The sequence below is a fragment of the Alteribacter salitolerans genome (genome assembly GCF_016901055.1).
GTDB lineage: Bacteria > Bacillota > Bacilli > Bacillales > Salisediminibacteriaceae > Alteribacter > Alteribacter keqinensis.
The window spans coordinates 1-19,250 of the sequence record NZ_JAFEUX010000020.1 but is presented as its reverse complement, the minus strand read 5'-3'; the positions used below and the strand labels follow the sequence as shown (position 1 = coordinate 19,250).

20 protein-coding genes and 1 rRNA gene are annotated in these 19,250 nt (G+C 45.1%); 2 read left to right on the top strand and 19 right to left on the bottom strand.

All coding sequences use genetic code 11. From position 1 onward, the window contains the following. Positions 1-394: 394 nt before the first annotated feature. The 8 genes from JSY36_RS20210 to metG all read right to left on the bottom strand — a co-directional run bounded on the left by JSY36_RS20210 (position 395) and on the right by metG (position 9,356). Positions 395-586: a small, acid-soluble spore protein, alpha/beta type gene (locus tag JSY36_RS20210; RefSeq protein WP_122901995.1), complete on the bottom strand. Its 192-nt coding sequence runs from the start codon at positions 584-586 to the stop codon at positions 395-397. A gap of 191 nt (positions 587-777) precedes the next feature. Then, positions 778-1,038 (bottom strand): biofilm formation stimulator Veg, encoded by a 261-nt coding sequence (gene veg / locus JSY36_RS20205; RefSeq protein ID WP_122901997.1) that lies wholly within the window; start codon positions 1,036-1,038, stop codon positions 778-780. 669 nt (positions 1,039-1,707) lie between these two features. Further along, the gene (yabG, locus tag JSY36_RS20200) at positions 1,708-2,580 is read right to left on the bottom strand and encodes a sporulation peptidase YabG (protein ID WP_122902000.1); all 873 of its coding nucleotides are present in this window, start codon (positions 2,578-2,580) and stop codon (positions 1,708-1,710) included. 62 nt (positions 2,581-2,642) lie between these two features. After that, positions 2,643-3,530, bottom strand: coding sequence for a 16S rRNA (adenine(1518)-N(6)/adenine(1519)-N(6))-dimethyltransferase RsmA (rsmA, locus tag JSY36_RS20195; protein WP_122902002.1), 888 nt, complete (start codon positions 3,528-3,530; stop codon positions 2,643-2,645). A gap of 6 nt (positions 3,531-3,536) precedes the next feature. Further along, positions 3,537-4,088, bottom strand: a complete 552-nt coding sequence (rnmV, locus tag JSY36_RS20190; protein ID WP_205167740.1) for a ribonuclease M5 — start codon at positions 4,086-4,088, stop codon at positions 3,537-3,539. A 469-nt stretch (positions 4,089-4,557) separates the two neighbouring features. Beyond that, positions 4,558-5,943, bottom strand: a complete 1,386-nt coding sequence (locus JSY36_RS20185; protein ID WP_236785230.1) for a ubiquitin-like domain-containing protein — start codon at positions 5,941-5,943, stop codon at positions 4,558-4,560. 219 nt (positions 5,944-6,162) lie between these two features. Next, on the bottom strand, positions 6,163-6,930 hold the full coding sequence (locus tag JSY36_RS20180; protein ID WP_205167739.1) for a TatD family hydrolase: 768 nt from the start codon (positions 6,928-6,930) through the stop codon (positions 6,163-6,165). A 455-nt stretch (positions 6,931-7,385) separates the two neighbouring features. Beyond that, the gene (metG, locus tag JSY36_RS20175; RefSeq protein ID WP_205167738.1) at positions 7,386-9,356 is read right to left on the bottom strand and encodes a methionine--tRNA ligase; all 1,971 of its coding nucleotides are present in this window, start codon (positions 9,354-9,356) and stop codon (positions 7,386-7,388) included. A 1,012-nt stretch (positions 9,357-10,368) separates the two neighbouring features. Here metG and JSY36_RS20170 point away from each other — a divergent pair. Continuing rightward, positions 10,369-10,656 (top strand): AbrB/MazE/SpoVT family DNA-binding domain-containing protein, encoded by a 288-nt coding sequence (locus JSY36_RS20170; RefSeq protein ID WP_026688710.1) that lies wholly within the window; start codon positions 10,369-10,371, stop codon positions 10,654-10,656. Between the two features lie 54 nt (positions 10,657-10,710). Here JSY36_RS20170 and rsmI read toward each other — a convergent pair whose 3' ends face one another. The 10 genes from rsmI to JSY36_RS20120 all read right to left on the bottom strand — a co-directional run bounded on the left by rsmI (position 10,711) and on the right by JSY36_RS20120 (position 18,065). Continuing rightward, positions 10,711-11,592: a 16S rRNA (cytidine(1402)-2'-O)-methyltransferase gene (gene rsmI / locus JSY36_RS20165; protein WP_205167737.1), complete on the bottom strand. Its 882-nt coding sequence runs from the start codon at positions 11,590-11,592 to the stop codon at positions 10,711-10,713. Positions 11,593-11,809: 217 nt separating this feature from the next. After that, positions 11,810-12,085 (bottom strand): GIY-YIG nuclease family protein, encoded by a 276-nt coding sequence (locus JSY36_RS20160; RefSeq protein ID WP_205167736.1) that lies wholly within the window; start codon positions 12,083-12,085, stop codon positions 11,810-11,812. Next, positions 12,072-12,815: a tRNA1(Val) (adenine(37)-N6)-methyltransferase gene (locus JSY36_RS20155; protein ID WP_122902014.1), complete on the bottom strand. Its 744-nt coding sequence runs from the start codon at positions 12,813-12,815 to the stop codon at positions 12,072-12,074. Before JSY36_RS20155 ends, JSY36_RS20160 begins: the two co-directional genes overlap by 14 nt. A gap of 71 nt (positions 12,816-12,886) precedes the next feature. Further along, on the bottom strand, positions 12,887-13,255 hold the full coding sequence (gene yabA / locus JSY36_RS20150) for a DNA replication initiation control protein YabA (RefSeq protein ID WP_122902016.1): 369 nt from the start codon (positions 13,253-13,255) through the stop codon (positions 12,887-12,889). A 15-nt stretch (positions 13,256-13,270) separates the two neighbouring features. Then, positions 13,271-14,098, bottom strand: coding sequence for a PSP1 domain-containing protein (locus tag JSY36_RS20145; RefSeq protein ID WP_122902018.1), 828 nt, complete (start codon positions 14,096-14,098; stop codon positions 13,271-13,273). A gap of 1 nt (position 14,099) precedes the next feature. Further along, a complete protein-coding gene (holB, locus tag JSY36_RS20140) occupies positions 14,100-15,086 on the bottom strand; it encodes a DNA polymerase III subunit delta' (protein WP_122902020.1) in 987 nt (328 codons plus the stop codon). Between the two features lie 13 nt (positions 15,087-15,099). Then, entirely contained in the window at positions 15,100-15,429 is a 330-nt protein-coding gene (locus JSY36_RS20135; protein WP_122902022.1) for a cyclic-di-AMP receptor, read from the bottom strand. Positions 15,430-15,538: 109 nt separating this feature from the next. Next, on the bottom strand, positions 15,539-16,183 hold the full coding sequence (gene tmk / locus JSY36_RS20130; protein WP_122902024.1) for a dTMP kinase: 645 nt from the start codon (positions 16,181-16,183) through the stop codon (positions 15,539-15,541). Between the two features lie 19 nt (positions 16,184-16,202). Beyond that, positions 16,203-17,639, bottom strand: coding sequence for an aminotransferase class I/II-fold pyridoxal phosphate-dependent enzyme (locus JSY36_RS20125; RefSeq protein ID WP_205167735.1), 1,437 nt, complete (start codon positions 17,637-17,639; stop codon positions 16,203-16,205). Positions 17,640-17,840: 201 nt separating this feature from the next. After that, complete coding sequence (locus JSY36_RS20120; protein ID WP_236785228.1) at positions 17,841-18,065, bottom strand: sigma factor G inhibitor Gin; 225 nt, start codon at positions 18,063-18,065, stop codon at positions 17,841-17,843. A 616-nt stretch (positions 18,066-18,681) separates the two neighbouring features. Between JSY36_RS20120 and JSY36_RS20115 the strand changes: the two genes are divergently transcribed. Continuing rightward, positions 18,682-18,870: a hypothetical protein gene (locus JSY36_RS20115; protein WP_205167734.1), complete on the top strand. Its 189-nt coding sequence runs from the start codon at positions 18,682-18,684 to the stop codon at positions 18,868-18,870. A 244-nt stretch (positions 18,871-19,114) separates the two neighbouring features. Here the strand turns inward: JSY36_RS20115 and rrf are convergent. Continuing rightward, positions 19,115-19,231: ribosomal RNA gene (gene rrf / locus JSY36_RS20110) — 5S ribosomal RNA — on the bottom strand. Positions 19,232-19,250 lie beyond the last annotated feature (19 nt).

Below are 19,250 nucleotides of genomic sequence, written 5' to 3'. Positions count from 1 at the left end.
ATCCTATGTGCCTATATCGGAATAAGGAGATGATTTCCAATCTCCTACCGCGACGCGTCAATCTCACTCCCTTTCTTTTCTAAAATTAGAAAAGGTAAGAAGAGTATTGGATCACCACCTCAATAAAAATTTTTTTTAAAAGAACCAGAAGGGATCTTAACCCCTGGTACATCAACTTTTCCCGAGGGAGTCTCAGGCACTTCGGCTTCATCGATCTTTTCAACAAAGGCAACAAGCTTTGGGAAAACAGCCAATAGAAAAGATGTTTTGAAGCGGGATGCAGCCGGAAGATCCTTGCTTTCCGCGGAGGAGACCTGCAATATTCTCCTGTTAAAAAAAGAGGCCCAAAAGACCAGCCGGTCTTTTGAACCTCATGTCACTGTTACGTTCGTTTTTAGTGTCTGTTCTGGTTTTGTCCGGTCAGCTGCTGTTGGGCTATCTCAACTGCCCGCTTGGTCATGTTTCCGGCGTCCCGTGAACGGATGCCGCCCCAGCCTTCACGTTGAACAGTATCATAGAAGCCTAAATCTTTTGCCAGCTCTTCTTTAAAACTTTCTGACATAACGCCTCTTCTTCTTCTGCCCATAGTTAAACCCTCCCATTAACAGTGACGCTTATAGTGTTACCTTGTGAGCACCTTAACTTTCATGCGTCTTTTGGCTACAATGGAAGAATTTCGGACAAATAAAAAACGATTATCCAAAAAATTTCCTAAGATCGTTCCCTTAGACGTTTTTTTGAATAATCGCATGTTAAAAGACACTTCTCGAGTGACAGTTAAACAGACTCTGTGGTTGCTTCTTCTTCTGGAAGTGACAGTTGAACCGTATCTGTCAGTACATCAGTATAGCTGTATGATACGCGTTCGAATGCGTGGGCATCCTGATCAAGCTTGATAATAAACACTGAAGGATACGTTCCCTCCAGCAGACCAGAACGTTCAATCGTCTTTCTTCTTCCGCCATTTGCTTTAATCGTGACTTTTTTCCCGACGTTTGCGTCTAATGTGCGTTTAATTTCAATCAACGTTTTTCCCATTCCACTCCACCTCACTGTATATACAATACCACCATTCGACATCGTTGTCAAATTAAAATAAAGTTTAAATTATAACAATGTATCATAGTGACTGTCAACAAAAGATTCCCTTGCCTTTTCGGCAATTTTTGCACACCTTACTGACATTGAAATCCTTGTTTACGTAGTTTGTGCAAACTTCTCATTTTTATGTAAACAGAAGGGGATTGGCCCTTCTCAGGATAGATTGTCGATTGTTCAGGATATCTTTTTATTTTTCAGGTTGATTTGTAAAAGGTAGATGTTGATTTGCGCTCATTGCACTTTCCGCGGGCGGCTCGATCCTAAGCACGTTGCGCTTCCGGGGGCTCCCCAAAAACGGATGAAATAGGGATGGGGCTTTTTTTTCGGCTGAGTTAACAGTTCCTCTGATTTTTACAGTAAAGCGCACGGTAGTTAAACAGAATACGCGATCGGAAGTGGGAGACAGACGAGACCCCACAGGGGCAGAGCCCCAAGGAGGATCGGCACGAGTCCGTGGAAAGAAAGCGTATTCCGTTCAACGAAGCTTAATTCAATTCTTTTTCAGAGTAGCCTTCAGGATAAGCCGCTGACTGCTTCACCCCCGCCCATGTCTCCTGACAATAAAAAAAGAGCTCCAGGTCCTTCACACCCGTAACTCTTTTTACGCTATTCTTCGATTTCTTCCTGTTCCACTGGTATGCCTCTTCTGAGAGATCCTTTTGTTTCAATGCCTCCCATTCCCCGCTCACCGGTTAACGTATGCTTCAGCATATCCCATAATGCCACACGCTCCATAAATGGAGTGAGGCTGATCTTGGAAACCACATAAACGGGATCGAGTGCGTGTATATTGATTCGTTCAGGTGAACTTGCAAAATTGGCACCGGCTCTTAAAATCGCTTGAAAGTACGACTGGCACGCACCTGCAAAAATAACAAGGTGGTCCATGTAGGGAACAACCTTCCTTGCTTCTTTAACGGCATCGACAAAATACCGGGAGTTTCTGTACGCCTTCATGTCCGTTTTTGAACCTTTATTTTTCATGTAAGCATCATGTCCTGTAATAACCAGAATATCAGGACGGACCATTTCAATCAGAGAGGCTACTTGAAGAGGCATTTCTTTTTCTGCAATATGAACGCCGTATACAGGCACACCCAGACGGTCATACACTGCCGTACACTTTTTAAGGTAGAGAGGGTCACCGTCTATATGGAGGATTCTTCCCGGCAGCTCAAAAAAAGACTGTTTCTCTGTATAACCTGAGGTAATTTCGTACTCCGTCTGCTCCCGTATGAGCTTACGATCCTGTCGAAAAAGATGATAACAGCTCTCCTCTTTTTCTTTAAACTGGTTACTATGACGCTTTCGATCCGTTTCTTCCATAACGACTAAATCGTCGATCGGGGCATCCGCTACTAAACGCATCTCTTCCCCGAAAAGTTCGACAACATCCCCGTTGATGGCCACAACCCTGAACAGGACATCACACTTGTAGGATGCCCTCCCAACGACCTGGCCGATTTTAATCCCTCGCATGACAAACGCCTCCTCACACGATAACGTATGCGAGAGAAGGCGTATCAGTTCCCCTATTCAAATCATTCGTTCAGACTGTAATGCTCGACAAAAACATCGCTCAATCGTGCGAATTCTTCCATGGACAGCGTTTCTCCGCGTCTCTTCGGATCAATACCAGCCTGTTCGCACAGTTCAATAATCAATGCTTTTTCCTTTTTCGCATCAAAATGGTGAACCAGGTTGTTTAAAAGCGTCTTTCTGCGCTGGGTAAATGATCCGCGGATGATTCTGAAAAAGAAACCCTCGTCCTTAACCGATACCGGCGGTTCTTCACGAATTGTCAGGCGGAGAACTGCCGAATCAACGTTTGGCTGAGGAACAAAAACCGTCTTCGGTACAGTGAGCACCGTTTCAGCTTTTGCGTAATACTGACAGGCAATGGACAAAGAACCGTAATCTTTTGTCCCCGGCTTTGCAGCAATCCGCTCAGCTACTTCTTTTTGTATCATGACCACAATAGCCCTGAGAGGAAGTTTCTCTTCAAGAAGTTTCATTAAAATCGGTGTCGTGACATAGTAAGGAAGGTTCGCCACCACAACAAGATCATCTTTCTTTTCGATCTGTTCATTTATCAGCGTATGAAGATCTGCTTCAAGCACATCTTTATGAATGACATTTACATGAGGATAAGGAGCCAGTGTATCCCTTAAGATCGGCAGAAGCCTCTGGTCGATCTCAAGGGCTGTGACAGACCCTGCTCTTTTTGCGATCTGTTCAGTCAAAGCTCCGATACCGGGTCCTACTTCAATTGCTGAAGTGTTCTCTGTCACACCCGCAGTATCGACAATGTTCCGGAGAACGTTCGTGTCAATAAGGAAGTTCTGCCCCAGGCTTTTCTTAAAGGAAAAACGGTGTTTTTCGAGGATCTCTTTCGTCCGTTTCGGCGTTGCAATATCTTTATTATTCATAAAAGGTCACTCTTCTTTCTCTTCACTGTAGTCAAGGGCACTGATAAATTCCTCCCGGGTGATGTGAAACTGCATCAGTCTTCTGTGAAGCTGCTTCCCGTTCGCATATCCGATCTTCAGCTTCTGCCCGAGCTCTTCTCTCTTCTCTTTTGATCCTGTGCCACCTATTAATCCAGCAGTCATCAGATCATCCATTGTAATCTCCTCACCGGGCTCCTCGCCCGGACTTCGGACATGTTCAAGAGCTTCAAGGAGCGCTTCATCCGATGCATTTTCAACACCGATTTTTCCCCGGTGGTTTTTGGCAAGCTCCTTTGGCAAAAAGGCATGCTTACACCCAGGAACAGCCGCTTCAATCGTCCGGCGGATCTTCTCACCGGGATAATCAGGGTCTGTAAAAATAATGACCCCTCTGCGCTCTGCTGCCAGCCGGATTTTTTCGATGGTCACGTCATTTAACGCAGACCCGTTCGTTTCTATCGTGTCGCACCGGGCGACTCTGTTTAACGCTTTTGTGTCGTCTTTTCCTTCGACAACGATCATCTCTTTTATAATCACAATAAACCTCTTTTATTATCGCTTATTTCTTAAAATTGCTGCATATAGGATATAGCTGTATCATCTTCTTTATTACAAACTGTTTTCGAATAAACTGCTGTTATTCATACTTCATTCAGGGTAGAAATGAAGCCTCCATACCCTTCGCTTTCCGTGGCGGTGCCGGCAAGCCTCCTCAAGCTAAAGCTTTGCGGGGTCTTGCCTGGCCCCCTCTGCCACAGGAGTCTCAGGCATTCCGGCTTCATTACCTTTTCCAGCAAAAGCAACAATCTTTAAAGAACCAGCTTTATTACAAGGAAAATTTAGAATTAGGTGTTGAATTCCGAGTCTTACGCTCCCTCTGATCAACCGTAAATCAACAATACCCTTTTTACACAGCAATGTTTAGGAATATAGCGTTGATTACTTTCGTCACGCAGAAATAGACACAGGATAATTCCTGTGTCTATTTAGTATATCATGGTATAGGTTAATCTAAAATCCGCACTTCTACAGACCTTCTCCCGAACGAGCCTGCTCCACTCGGCATAAAGATATCAATCTTGCGCCCCTGGATCGCTCCGCCCGTATCGCCTGCCAGATACGTTCCATACCCTTTGACTTCAACCCGGGATCCCAATGGGATGACACTCGGGTCAACTGCAATTACCCTTGCATCCGGATTATCCTTCAGGTTAATACCTGTAGCAGTAATCCCTGAGCATCCGGTACAGTTCGCTGTATAGGCAGTGGCTTCAAACGTCTGCCAGCTCCCTGATGAAGACGATGAGGAGGAGGACGAACTTCCTGAACTTGAAGATGAACTGTTCGACGCCGTGGCACTTGAAGAGCCGGATGACGACGAAGATGAGCTGGAAGTATTGCTTGATGTATCACTTGATGTATTGTTTGAAGAACCGCCCGCTGATGCACTGGTTGAGCTGCTGTCGGAAGAGGCGGAAGAATTAGAGGAAGAACCACGTGACACCGTTGTGGTTACAGGAGCCGGTGATTTCGTCCCAACTGCCACGATACGGTCTTTACTTTCTTCGACCATCTCTTCTTTTACTAATTCTCTGGATACTTCTTCTCCGTCTTCAAAAATAACTTCATAATGTTTTTTCAGTCTTCCGTCTTTTCCGCTGTTTACGACCTTCTCATTTCCCTGATCAAGAGATGAGTCGTTTTTTCTTACTGTTGCAAAATCAACAGCTTCTTCCACGACATCGGTGACCTTTTCTACGCGGACAACCGTAAGGTCCGTCTCGTTGTTCAAACGCTCTTCGACAGCCGGCTCAATTTTATCCAGCTCGTTCAGCATTATCTCATGTTGTTCTAAAAAGTCAGCGACAGTCGTCGAAGTGGTCATGATATTCTCTTCTTTTCCGTCTATGTATACCGTGACTTCAAAGGCCGGTTCGTACACAATATCGGTTTCAGAGGTGATTTGAGTTTCTGTTGATGGTGAGAGAAAATCGTGCTCACCTATGTCGAGGTCAACCTCCCGGAGTAGCTCCCCCACGGTTGTGGCAGTCGTCCAAACGACCGTTCGCTCTCCGTCAATCATCATCGTAATTTGATTGGCTCTTATTATCGTTATGTCAGTTTCGTCGGTGATTAAAGTATCAAGTGATGGCTCAATGTGATCATGAAAGCCTACTTCTATTCCTTGTTCTTCCAAGACCTCTTCTACTGTACCTGCGTGGGTGACTGCTTCATGCTCCACATCCTCCGCATAGATCGTGACACTTGTTTTCGTAATTTCATAGAATACAAATCCAAGTGCGGCCAGCACAATAGCAAGGCCGACGCCGGATATGGCCAGCTTCTTCCATGTGAATAACCTGGAAAAAAACCGCTTCATCCTATCATTCATAGTCAGAACGCCTCCTTCAATTTTCACATTTTACCCCTATCCACCTTTCTTGTCAATTCGGTTCTGAGAACCATTTCCTAGTATTATCGTCGACCTTTGATGGGAAAGTAAAGAATTATCACTCGACATTCACGACAAAAGTACGAAAAAACGGTGTAGAAAAATAGGTCTGGATTCATTACTTTGACAATCCTGCCTATCCTTCGACACCGAATCATGTCAGTTTATGTTAAAAAGTCTTTTCGCATTTATTCGTGTTTCTTCTATCAATTCCTCATAGGAGACACCTTTTAATTCAGCAAGCTTTTCGGCAACAAGAGTCACATAAGCCGGTTCATTTCTCTTTCCCCGGTTTGGGTGGGGGGCAAGAAAAGGGCTGTCTGTTTCAATAAGAAGACGCTCCATTGGAATCTGTGCTGCAACTTCTTCTGGAAGTCTGGCGTTTTTAAACGTAACCGGACCGCCGAAGGAAATGTGAAAGTTCATATCCAGACATTGTTTTGCAATCGCCATGTCCCCTGCAAAGCAGTGCATAATTCCTCCCACTTCCCCTGCATCTTCTTCTTTCAGCACATCCACAACGTCCTGGTCCGCTTCCCGGTTATGAATAATAATTGGCATGTTGAGCTTTTTGGCGAGGCGGATCTGCTTTCGGAACACCTCTTTTTGAACCTCGGCAGGTGACTTGTCCCAGTGATAGTCAAGACCCATTTCACCGATGGCTACCACTTTCGGATGGGCAGAGAGTTCTTCGATCCAGGCAAGGTGTTCATCTGTCATATCAACAGCGTCGACGGGATGCCAGCCGACGGCCGCATATAAAAAGTCATATTGTTCAACAAGTGCCATTGCCTTATTGATTGTTTTTTCATCAAAACCTACAACGACCATTTCTTTCACGCCTGCCTGCTGCGCACGTTCGATTACATCATTTACATCGTCTTCAAACTGATCGGCGTTCAAATGCACGTGGGTGTCAAATAACATGTGTATCATCCTTTCTTTGCTTATTGCTTTTGTTAAACTCTGGTATTAATTTCGCTCCAATACGCTTCCTTTCTGCGGAGGCGCCGGTAAGCCATGTTTCACATGAAACTATCAACTTATTTAAAAATGATCTTTAACACAGCATGCTTATTAAGGACGTCCGATCTGCGGATTCAGGAATTCTGTTTTTTTCAGGGATCAGCCAGCTGAATTCAATTTTCAGGAAAAAATAGACGGTTTAAGGAATAACAGCACATCTTCAGGAATTTACCTTCTGTTTTAAGGAATCCAGCCTCTATAGTAAGGAATCGCCTCGCTTTACACAACGCTACCCCAAACAATTCCTCCTGCCTGCTTCAGGCAAGCCCTGAATGCCGATGAAAAACCATCGTGCATTCAGGGTTCAAAGCAGCATTTACGAAAAAGACCCGGCAACTCGTGCCGGGCTCATCTTCTTATTTTACTTGAGCCCCGTTAGGAAGAGACTGATCGATCGTAGCAAGTTTTAAGTCTTTCCCTTCAGAACCTGCAAGCACCATCCCTTGTGACAATTCACCGCGAAGCTTCACGGGCTTCAGGTTTGTCACGCAGATCACTTTCTTGCCAACAAGCTCTTCAGGCTTATAGTGTTTAGCTATGCCGGATACGACCTGCCGCTTCTCAAAGCCGAGATCAAGCTGAAGCTTTAACAGTTTGTCGGCTTTTTTCACCGGCTCAGCTTCTAAAACTTCGGCAACCCTAAGCTCAACTTTTGTAAAATCATCGATCGTGATTTCATCCACTTCCGGAACATTCTTTTCTTTCTTTTCAGCTTCCCGGTTCTGCTCTTCCTCCGTAAGCACCTGTCCGCCCATGGATTCCACGATGTAGGCCACTTCCTCTTTTACATCAAGGCGCGGGAACAAAGGTTCACCTTTTTTCACGACACGGGACCCGTTCTTTAAGCGGCCGAATTGATGGAGACTCTCCCACTCTGTATCTTCCTCGGCTACGCCGAGCTGATTCCAGATTTTCTGAGGTGTTTCAGTCATGAACGGCTGGATCATGATGGAGACGTGGCGGAGAGACTCTGCCAGGTGATACATCACGGAACCAAGCTGCTCTTTCGCCTCTTCATCTTTTGCCAGGATCCACGGCTGTGTTTCGTCGATATATTTATTTGTTCGGCTCACAAGCTGCCAGATGGCTGTCAGGGCAACGGAAAATTCCATGTCTTCCATGGCCGCTTCTACTTTTTCCACCGTAGCCTCTACAAGGTCAACGAGGGGTTCGTCGTAGGAAGTCGCATCTTTAACGTAATTCGGCACTTCACCGTCAAAATATTTATTGATCATGGCAACCGTACGATTCAGAAGGTTGCCAAGGTCGTTTGCCAGGTCATAGTTCAAGCGGTCAACGAACCCTTCCGGTGTAAAGACCCCATCAGAGCCGAAAGGAACTTCACGAAGGAGGTAATACCGAAGTGCGTCCAGTCCGTAGCGGTCAATTAAAGGAACGGGGTCCACAACGTTCCCTTTCGACTTGGACATTTTGCCGTCCTTCATGAGAAGCCATCCATGACCGAACACTTTTTTCGGCAGGGGAAGATCCAGCGCCATCAGCATAATCGGCCAGTAAATCGTATGGAAACGGACAATTTCTTTTCCTACAAGATGAACGTCTGCAGGCCAGTGCTTCTTATAGAGGGAATCGTCATCACTTGCATACCCAAGAGAAGTAATATAGTTGGAAAGAGCGTCGATCCATACATACACAACGTGCTTTGGATTACTCTTTACTTTTACTCCCCAGTCAAATGAAGTACGTGAAACGGCTAAGTCCTCCAGACCAGGTTTAATGAAGTTGTTGATCATTTCTTTTTTGCGTGATTCAGGCTGGATAAACTCAGGATTATCTTCATAATACTTCAGCAGTCTGTCAGCATATTTACTCATTCTGAAGAAGTAGGACTCTTCCCGGACTTTTTCAACAGGGCGTCCGCAGTCAGGGCAGTTTCCTCCTTCTGCCTGACGTTCCGTAAAGAATGATTCACACGGCGTACAGTAAAGGCCTTCGTACTCGTCCAAGTAGATATCTCCCTGTTCAAGGAGCTGGTCAAAGATTTTTTGAACCACGTCTTTATGCCGAGATTCTGTTGTGCGAATAAAGTCATCATAGGAAATGTCCAGTTTACTCCACAGGCTTTTAATATTTTTAGCAGCTTCATCTACATAGGCCTGTGGACTGACTCCCTCTTCCTTTGCTTTCAGCTCAATTTTCTGCCCGTGCTCATCCGTACCTGTAAGGTAACGCACATCGTACCCCCGAAGACGCTTGTAGCGTGAGATCGCATCACCCGCCACTGTTGTATACGCGTGACCGATGTGAAGCTTTCCGCTCGGATAATAGATCGGTGTTGTAATATAGAACGTTTTGTTTTCACTCATGTTTATCTTCCTCCTTCACCTTTGCGAGGCGTTTTTTTCCATAAAAAAAGCACCCATCCCTCAATTGGGACGAGAGCATCATACTCACGTGGTACCACCCAGATTCCCCTGTTTTTTCACAAACACAGGGCTCTATCGGTTACATTGTAACCAGTGCCTGTAACGCAGGCGTACGTCGCCCCCTTATGGCCTATGCCATTCGAAAGCGGAGCTCCTCTCCGGACCATATTCAAAAGGGCTGTTCATACCGGTTTTCAGCTGCCCCGGCTCTCTGGAAATGAATGCTCTCTTTCTACTCATCCGATCATTGGAAAACATCGTGTATTCTCATTAAAATATAACCAATGCCCCTGCCACTGTCAAGAAATCATAGCCCGGCAGACGGCAATATTTCTATTCAGTAACAAGTATTGACCAGACCTCCTTTAACTAAACCTTCTGTTAAAAAGTTCACACATACTTTACGCGCCCAAAGTAATTTACCTTATTTTATGAAAAAAGGTGTCATTTTCCGTCAAACAGGGTAAAGGAATAATCAGGTGACCAGTATTACACCAACGTCTGATGAAGAAACGTGAGGTGGTTGGCTTTTTCTTACTCAAAACCGCACCCAAATGACCCGGTCGTTTGCAGCCAACTTTTTACGGACACTATTTTTCTTTCCAAATGCCGTTAATTATGGACACAAGCAGGAAGATCATGTCGAATGGTTTAGTGATTTTCTGTATAAAAGTCTTTCATTTTCGAAAATCAGTACTCTTTTCATTTACATTAAATTTAGGGAAGTAATTACCATATTCGCTGTTTTGTTTAGAAAACGCTGATAACACTGCATTTTATCGCCGTTTTACTAATCTTCAATTCTAAAAAATTGACAAAAACTTTGAATATAAACGTTTTCACGTTGACTTCTTTTGGAAGAGTTGGTATTCTAAGTTTGAAAGATTTTGTCGAAGTTTGACTACTCTATTTTTAAAAATACGAATTTTTCTTTATGGGAGGAGAATGATTCATGAAATCAACAGGTATTGTAAGAAAGGTCGATGAACTCGGCCGCGTGGTTATTCCAATCGAATTGCGCCGTACATTGGACATTGCAGAGAAGGACGCTCTTGAGATTTACGTGGACGATGATCGTATCATCTTGAAAAAGTACAAGCCTAACATGACTTGTCAGCTTACTGGAGAGGTTTCAGATGACAACCTGTCCCTTGCCGGCGGCAAGATCATCCTAAGCCCTCAGGGAGCACAGGAAATCGTTAACGATCTTCAAAGCTACCTTGAGAAACAAAGCAAGTAAGCAGCTGATACTTTAAAAGCCTGAAACCGTAATGGTTTCAGGCTTTTTTTTTACTTAAGAGCCGTCTGTATGGTAAAGCTTATACACTTCCCGCTTGTTCATCTCTCTGTCCTTTGCGGTCTGCTTAATCGCGTCTTTTGATGATTCTCCTTTTTCCATATAGGCTTTTACATGTTCAACTGTATCAAGGGTTTCCCACCAAACTTCGCCGGTCTCGCCGCTGCTGCCTTCCGGTGCTCCTTCTACAAAAAGAACGCACTCTCCTTTGATCTGGTTTGCTTCACAATGCTCCAGGAGCTCCTTCAGTGTCCCACGGACAAATTCCTCGTATCTTTTCGTCAGCTCTCTGCATAATACGGCTTTACGGCTGCCTAACGTCTCCAGCATTTCTTTTAACGTGGATGTAATCCTGTGCGGCGCCTCATAAAAGATCATCGTAGATTCATGATTTTTCCAGTAATTGAGTGTTTCTCGTTTGATTTTCTTTTTCCTGTTCAAAAAACCGACAAAAGTAAACGAATCCGTCGACAATCCTGATGCAATAAGTCCGGTAATAGCCGCATTGGCTCCGGGGAGCGGGACAACGGTGATCTTTTCTTCTATACACCTGGCCACCAATTCCTGACCTGGATCTGAAATAGCAGGCATACCGGCGTCACTTACAAGAGCAATAATGCTTCCGTCAGCAAGTTTGTCTATAAGAAACTCTTCCCGTTCTGCTTTATTATGTTCATGATAACTCACAAGCTTTGTTTCAATCTCGAACACGTGGCAGAGGCGCTTTGTATTTCGCGTATCCTCTGCAGCAATCAAGTCTGCTTCCTTTAATATAGACACCGCCCGGTACGTCATATCCTCCAGGTTCCCGATCGGAGTCGGAACAAGATACAGCGTCCCTTTTTCATCTTGATCTTTAAAGCTTTTTTGAACAAACATCCTGCTCACCTCCTCTGTTCTATACTCCCTTTTAGTATAGATTGTTGCTAAGTGTACTTTATCATAAACACAGTTATAAATATAAAGCCTGGGTACCCTGTATTTCCGCGGGGGCGCCGGTGAGCCTCCTCCTGCTCCGCAGTCCGGGGTCTCACCCTGGCGCCAATTCCTGCAGGAGTATTCGGGTACTCCGGCTTCATCATCTTTTTACGAAAAACTACACTCTTTTTCCAAAACAGCCTTTCTTTAAAATTAACGCACGCTTCTGTGCCTTTGATAACTGTTTTATCCTGTACTCAGCTTTTAACGCTTCTCCCTTTGACAGGAACAGCTCTTCATAAACCACTTCCAGCGGCGCCCTGCCTCTCGTGTATTTAGCACCGAGACCTGATGTATGAGCCTGAAGCCGCTTCTCAACATTTGTCGTATATCCCGTGTAATACGTGCCGTCGTTACATTCCAGTATGTACACGTAATGACTACCATGATTCATAATGGTCTTTAAACTCCTTTAAGTACTGTCCGTCTTCTCCGTAAACTGAAATAGGAAAAAGAGTTTTCAGGCCTGGACTTCCGCTTTTCATGCTTTCGATCAGGACCATGTTCGCTTCTTTTCCCCGCTTTCCATGTACATACTGAATCCTCTTTGGCTCCAAGTCATATGTACGAAGAGCCGACATAATATCAGCCAGGCGTTCGGGTCTGTGTACAAGGGCAAATTTCCCTCGGTATTTTACCAGCCTGGAGGCAATCCGTACGACATCGTCTATCGTACATGTAATCTCGTGCCTCGCCAGAGAAATGGTTTTATTCTCGTTTCTGTCCCGCTCGTTCACTGTCATGGGAAAATAAGGCGGGTTACAGGTAACCACATCATACCGCCCCCACGCCACATCGCCATGAAGCTTCGTAATATCCTGATGAATGACGTTCACCTGTTTATCCAAACCGTTATTCTTCATATTTCTTAGCGCAAGATCTACAAGAGGTTCCTGAATCTCCACCGCATCGATCGGGGCATCGGTTCTTTTCGTGAGCATCATTGGGATCGCTCCGTTCCCTGCACACAAGTCAATCATCCGCCCGCCCCGCTTCGGTATGCTTGCGAACTTTGATAGTAATACCGCATCTGTCGAAAAAACAAACACGTCTCGCCTTTGTATAATACCTAGTTTTGTTCCGGGTAAAAAGTCAACACGCTCTTCGTGATGTTGTTTGTCCATACACGTACTCCCCTGTTCAAATGATGGAAAAAAAGTCTTCCCGGTATGAACTCGGAAAGACTTGAATACGATTATTTTTTATTGAGAAACGAGAGGCAGAATAAACAATCGCCTTCTTTACGAATGCTTCCATAATGCAGATTGCAGATATGAAAGCCTTCCTGATAAAGACGGGCCAGGTTATCGTACCCTTCGCCGAATTCCGTTTGCTTCGCTTCTTTACGGTCAGGCTTTGACATTTTCCGCTGGGGTTTTTTCTGATCTTTCGCCTGGGTTTTCCCATCAAGACGTGTGCGCAAATGATTGTTTTCAATCGACAAATGATGGTTTTCTTCAAGGAGAAGAGCAAGCTGCTCCTTTAATTCCCCAAGCTCATGATGCAGACCGCCAATGCGCTCTTCCATATGGCTGACGCGTGCAAAAATCTCTTTTTTATTCACGATCCCCACACCTCATTAATTCGTGGTTTCGTTGGCGATTGCTCCTTCTTTCATGAGTTCATCCAATGTATACTCGACCACGCGCTGCGCTTCAAACAACTCGACTTGCACAAGGCGCTCAAGCATATTTAATCCAACCACTTTCCCTTTACCATAGCTTGTTTTAATATGCTCATTTATATCCGGTAATTCTTTTTTCGCGCTTTCGTACATGTCGTTTTCATACTTCAGACAACACATTAAGCGCCCGCAGAGACCGGATATCTTTGTAGGATTAAGAGAAAGATTCTGATCTTTTGCCATTTTAATGGACACAGGCTCAAAGTCACCCAGAAACGTTGAACAGCAGAGCATACGTCCGCAAGGCCCGATGCCTCCAAGCATTTTAGCCTCGTCCCGCACCCCGATCTGTCTTAATTCAATACGTGTGCGGAAAATGGAAGCAAGGTCTTTTACAAGCTCACGGAAATCAATCCTTCCGTCTGCAGTAAAGTAAAAGAGAATCTTATTTCGGTCGAATGTATATTCCACGTCCACAAGCTTCATTTCAAGCTTATGTTCGTCGATTTTTTTAAAGCAGACATCAAAGGCCTTTTTTGCTTCTTCACGGTTTTCCTGAACCACGAGCTTATCCTTTTCCGTGGCAAGCCTGAGAACGCTTTTTAAAGGTAGCACGACATCCTTTTCATCAACCTCTTTGGGGCCGATGACGACTTTGCCGAATTCCACGCCTCTCGCAGTTTCAACAATGACATAATCGTCTGTGTTTATATCTATTGTACCCGGAGAAAAATAATAGATTTTCCCCGCTTTTTTAAATCGGACACCTACTACTTGATGCACGTTATCCCTCCTGTAACCGAAGGAGCAGCTGCTCCATAACCAACTGAGGACTGGTATTTGCATCGAGACGGCGTTTTGCCTCAAGAATCGCAGTCAGGTTATTTCCCAGTTTCATCTGGGACACCTTCAATGCCTCGTCTTTAAGACGCTCTTCCTGATCGAAGAAGACAAGTTCATTCTGCTGATCCAGTTGCATACGAATCACATCTCGGTACCAGATCATTAAGAGGTCGAGACCGGTTTGCATCTCACTTTTTTCTTTAAAAAAGCCCATCCAGCCATCCTGAAGCATTAAATAAGCGTACCTTGGACGCTTAGATACTTCATCTGTTAATTGTATCACTTTGGTTCTTGCCTGTGCAATCCAATTCTCTTCACAGAGCCCTTTTGCTTCCTCCAGATCGGAGGTCAGCTGTGCGGCCACCTGGGCCTGGGCTTTAGAGATACCTTCTTTTATCATTTCCTTAACAAGCTTGTCCGGTGGTAAAGGAGCAAAAGAGAGCACCTGGGACCGCGATACAATCGTTTTAAGAATCCGGTGGTACTGTGTAGTCATCAGTACCGCCAGAGCCTCTCCGTCCGGTTCTTCGAGGAATTTCAGGATACTGTTGGCGGCATTGGGCGTCATTTTCTCCGCATCCTCTACAAGATAGACCTTTTTAGCGGACTCCATTCCCCGGTAACTGAACTCTTTTTTCAAATGACGGATCTGGTCGACTTTAATTGTCTGCCCGTCCGTTTTTATCAAATGAACATCGGGATGGTTACCCGATTTGATCCGCCTGCAGTCAGAGCACCTTCCGCAGGGCTCTCCGTCATTGACATCTGAGCAGAAGAAAGACCTGGCAAGCTGCTGTGCCACCTGACGCTTTCCGGTCCCTCTTCCTCCTTCAAACAAATATGCATGGGCAAGGCGGTTTTTTTTCAGACTGTTATTTATCATCTTAACAACCGTAGGCTGAGTGCTTGCTAGTTGTTCCCAATTCATGTACTAGCCTCCATTAAAACTTTTCGAACTGGTCTACCGGCAGTACAAAGACTGTTGCTCCGCCTACCTGTACCTCGACAGGATAGGGAACGTAGGAATCGGCATTGCCTCCCATAGGCGAGATCGGTGCAACAAGCTGCTCCCGGGACTTGCAGTTATCATTAATGATCTTAAGAACATCGTCCACATTCTCATCTTCGGTACCAATCATAAAGGTGGTGTTTCCCGCTTTCAGGAACCCGCCTGTACTGGCAAGTTTTGTTGCCTGATGGTTATGTTCAACAAGCGCATCTGAAAGGCGGTTGCTGTCTTTATCCTGTACCACAGCTACAATTAATTTCATCGTAACTTCCTCCTTGTGTACCGAGCAGGGGTTAAACCTGCTTTCTTTTCTATATTATAACAGCTAAAAGGTCAATCTGTGACAGACCTCTCCCTGTTTTTAAATCCATTTAGCGTTTTTCGGCGTCCATATTAAGGAAAGAACGGATTTTAACCCATGCTTCCTCAATAACCTGATCGAGGCTTTCTTCTGCATTGATTGTCTGAATCCGTTCAGGATCCTTTTTCACAAGAGACTGGTACGCTTCTCTTACACGATAGTGAAAATCAAGCTTTTCCTGATCAAGCCGGTTATTTTCTCTTCCATCATTATCTGATATCCGGGACAGGCCCACTTTCGGATCAAGGTCAAAGTACAGCGTAAGGGACGGCATCAGCCCTGCAGTGGCAAAAAGATTCATATTCAACACTTCTTCTACACCAATTCCTCTGGCCACTCCTTGATAGACTAGGCTGCTGTCTATAAACCGGTCACAAAGAACCAGGTTCCCTTTCTCAAGCTCAGGCAGTACTGTTTCCACAAGATGCTGCCTCCGTGCAGCAGCATAAAGGAGAGCTTCCGTCCTTTCATCCATTTCTGTATGAGCAACATCCAGGATGATCTGCCTGATTTTTTCAGCAATCACACTTCCTCCGGGCTCCCGTGTACTCGTTACAGTACAGCCCTCTTTTTCCAGTTTATCTTTAATGGCACGAAGGACCGTTGTTTTACCCGCACCTTCGCCCCCTTCAAATGTTATAAACAAACCATTCACGTTAGAATCTCCTCACTTTTCAATCCTTCTTGTATACTTTAAGCCCTTTATGAAGCCATGCTGTGCCGGTTTGAAACGAAGCTCCCGATTCAATAAGCTCCTTTAACCTTTCAAGCTGGCGGGGCTTGATCCGCTCCCCGTTCATAATAAGGGGAATGCCCGGTGGATAAGGAACAACATCTTCTGCCGCCACCTGCCCGGCAGCGTCTTGAACATCATGAAAGCATGTCTCTTTTGAAGCCATTTCTTTATACGAAAATGAAAGTTCAGTCACCGGCTCTCTTAACGCTTCGATAGCGATACATTCTTTTTCACGTATTATCGGATAATGACTGACAGCCTCCCTTATTTTTTCAACTGTATCACACCATTCCAATGATAAGGGAAGGGTTAACACAAGGTAATTGTCATTTGCCAGCTCAGGATAAATACCGTGGCTGCTTAAAGAATCCTGAAGCATCAGTCCAGTGGCAGTCGAACGGCTGATCAACACAATCTTTAAAGGATCCTGGAGAAATTCAGCGATCTTCAAGGGAGCTATATCCCACTGTGGTATTGTCCCCAGCTTCTTTCTAAAGTCCGTTGCTTTTTTATATAATCTCTCATAACGATCGGGTAAAAATGCTGCCAGGTATGCTCTTGCCGCATCCAGTGATGCCATTAAAGGATAGGATGGGCTGCTTGATTGAAACATACGCAGGTGGCGCTTGACCGCAGCTTTGTCAACCCGCGACCCCTGCATGTGCAAGAAGGCCGTCATTGTCATTGCCGGCAACATCTTATGGGCCGACTGCACAACAACATCAGCCCCGGCTTTAAGGGATGAAGCCGGCCAGTCCCGCTGGACTTCAATCAAGTGTGCGCCATGAGCTTCATCTACCATCACCATAACTCCTGCTTCATGAGCTTTTTTAATTATAAGCTCCAGCGGCTGTACATACCCTTCATAGGTTGGTGAGGTCAGGATGAGTCCTTTCGCCTCCGGGTATAGTTTCAGCGCATCGTTAACAGCATTCAGGTCCGCTCCTAGAAGCATTCCGGTTTCATTATCTATAACCGGCTCAATAAATACCGGTCTTGCTCCTGAAACCTCCAGGCCGTGAAACACAGACTGGTGACTGTTCCGCTGGACAAGAACAATATCATTTACGGAAAAGGACCCCACTATCATGGCCAGATTACCGGCTGTAGAGCCGCCTACAAGAAAGGAAGTGTGTTCTGCACCATACAGATCTGCAGCCAGTTGTTCAGCATCACCAATCACACCTTCCGGATGATGCAGGTCATCCATCCCTTTAATCTCTGTTACATCTATAGAGAGAACGTCATTAAAAAGGCGGTGTGCCTCTTCTTGAAAGACAGTTCCATTTTTATGTCCGGGGACGTGATAGGAGACAGGGGCTGTGTTTTTATATGTAATCAATTGTTCAACTAAGGGCATACGCCGCTGGTCCATTTATGAGTTCACCTTCAATCAGCTTTGCTCCCTTTATTATACTAGAGATGAATGCTTTTTTGTAACTGCACAAGCCGGCATGGATATTTGGCATGGGGAAGTGTTTTCACACCTGAGACAATAATAAAAAACAGACACCTCTGCCTCAGCAACAGGTCATCTGTTTTTTTTGATATTCCTATTCAATTCTGCACCAGCCCTTTAATGGATTGACCGTTTGTTTTGAAACAATGAATCTCTTATTTTTCTCAACTTCAGCAAATACTCCTGATATTCTGCCTCTGACGTGTCTGTTGAGACCAGATCATGCTCACAGGATTCACAAATAAAGTGGTCTAATAAGTGAATACCGTGTCCTTTTTCTTTTTTACAAATCAAGCATTCTTGTAACTGATCTGTTTGTTTCGATGCCAACATTCCTTTCATCGCTTCTCCACCTCCATTCCCAGTATGGACGAGAAAAGGCAGATTTATTCGAATTTGGTTGATGCTTCACTATATGCAGTGTTCTTCGTCCTTGTGCCCAATTTTAAAGAGGACAAAATAAAAAGAAACAGGGTATAGTGTGGAGAAGATCTGTATGACAGGAAGGGGCGGTTTATGAATAAAATGTTTCTTTTTGTATGGATATTGTTGCTAAGCTACACTATTTTTCTGGCTCCCGGACACGGATTTGGGGACGACCCAACCGCCAGGGCCTTAGTAACAGGGAATTTTCCCCCATGTTGACCCTCTCGTTACGGCCACATTTAGTATGCTCGTTCTTTATCCGGTGATTTTCCTGATGCTATAAATTCCTAAAGGCCGTTGTCGCTGGCCTGCCTGGCCTTTTGCTCTTTTTTCGTTCGGACTCGGTGCCATTAGTGTTCTCCCTTATCTGACTTTTCGTAAAGATGTGACTCGACGGGAAGCGAGGGGACCTGTCTGGCTTAGAAATGCCCTGATCCATCCTATCACCATCGTACTTTCCTTATTTATTGCAGTAACTTTATATTTGACCGCCATTACCGGTGGTTCCGTAACCGCTTATGGAGAGGCGATTATGTCTTCTCACCTCGTAAGTACAATGACAGTCGATTTGCTTGTCATAGTATGGATAACATTCTGGCTGGCTAAATATGAATGGCGCCTCCGCTTCTCCTGGCTTGCTTTCATTCCAGCCATCGGAGTGCTGGTTTTGCTGCTGCAAAGAAAGAAGCTTTCCGTGGAGGAGAGTAATGAGGATCGGTAGATATTGGGAGGAAGGTGTTTGGAGTGAAAAGGGAGGTGGCGGCCTCCAAGGCCGCCTTCTTTTTTAACTGCGACCGGGTGTTCAAGCTAAATGAAAATTTGTCAGGATAAGTGCTCCATTTTTCAGGATATCTTTTTATTCAGAGGTGCGATTGTTCGGGAAACCCGGTCCACGGCCTGCTTTTACATCCTCCCCAAACAGCACAAAAAAGCACCCGCTTTAAAAACGGGTGCTTTTTCTTATTGCCCAGCGGCGTCCTACTCTCACAGGGGGAGAGCCCCCAACTACCATCGGCGCTGAAGAGCTTAACTTCCGTGTTCGGCATGGGAACGGGTGTGACCTCTTCGCTATCGTCACTGGACAAATCATGAAATTGAGAA

Excerpts from the sequence above, each read along its gene's own strand:
- veg (WP_122901997.1), bottom strand. The coding sequence starts at position 1,038 with ATGGGAAAAACGTTGATTGAAATTAAACGCACATTAGACGCAAACGTC.
- JSY36_RS20155 (WP_122902014.1), bottom strand. The coding sequence starts at position 12,815 with ATGGACAAACAACATCACGAAGAGCGTGTTGACTTTTTACCCGGAACA.
- JSY36_RS20125 (WP_205167735.1), bottom strand. The coding sequence starts at position 17,639 with ATGGACCAGCGGCGTATGCCCTTAGTTGAACAATTGATTACATATAAA.
- JSY36_RS20160 (WP_205167736.1), bottom strand. The coding sequence starts at position 12,085 with ATGAATCATGGTAGTCATTACGTGTACATACTGGAATGTAACGACGGC.
- JSY36_RS20115 (WP_205167734.1), top strand. The coding sequence starts at position 18,682 with ATGTCTTCTCACCTCGTAAGTACAATGACAGTCGATTTGCTTGTCATA.
- JSY36_RS20185 (WP_236785230.1), bottom strand. The coding sequence starts at position 5,943 with ATGAATGATAGGATGAAGCGGTTTTTTTCCAGGTTATTCACATGGAAG.
- rsmA (WP_122902002.1), bottom strand. The coding sequence starts at position 3,530 with ATGAATAATAAAGATATTGCAACGCCGAAACGGACGAAAGAGATCCTC.
- yabG (WP_122902000.1), bottom strand. The coding sequence starts at position 2,580 with ATGCGAGGGATTAAAATCGGCCAGGTCGTTGGGAGGGCATCCTACAAG.
- rsmI (WP_205167737.1), bottom strand. The coding sequence starts at position 11,592 with ATGTTTGTTCAAAAAAGCTTTAAAGATCAAGATGAAAAAGGGACGCTG.
- metG (WP_205167738.1), bottom strand. The coding sequence starts at position 9,356 with ATGAGTGAAAACAAAACGTTCTATATTACAACACCGATCTATTATCCG.
- JSY36_RS20210 (WP_122901995.1), bottom strand. The coding sequence starts at position 586 with ATGGGCAGAAGAAGAAGAGGCGTTATGTCAGAAAGTTTTAAAGAAGAG.
- JSY36_RS20180 (WP_205167739.1), bottom strand. The coding sequence starts at position 6,930 with ATGTTATTTGACACCCACGTGCATTTGAACGCCGATCAGTTTGAAGAC.
- JSY36_RS20135 (WP_122902022.1), bottom strand. The coding sequence starts at position 15,429 with ATGAAATTAATTGTAGCTGTGGTACAGGATAAAGACAGCAACCGCCTT.
- holB (WP_122902020.1), bottom strand. The coding sequence starts at position 15,086 with ATGAATTGGGAACAACTAGCAAGCACTCAGCCTACGGTTGTTAAGATG.
- JSY36_RS20170 (WP_026688710.1), top strand. The coding sequence starts at position 10,369 with ATGAAATCAACAGGTATTGTAAGAAAGGTCGATGAACTCGGCCGCGTG.
- JSY36_RS20120 (WP_236785228.1), bottom strand. The coding sequence starts at position 18,065 with ATGAAAGGAATGTTGGCATCGAAACAAACAGATCAGTTACAAGAATGC.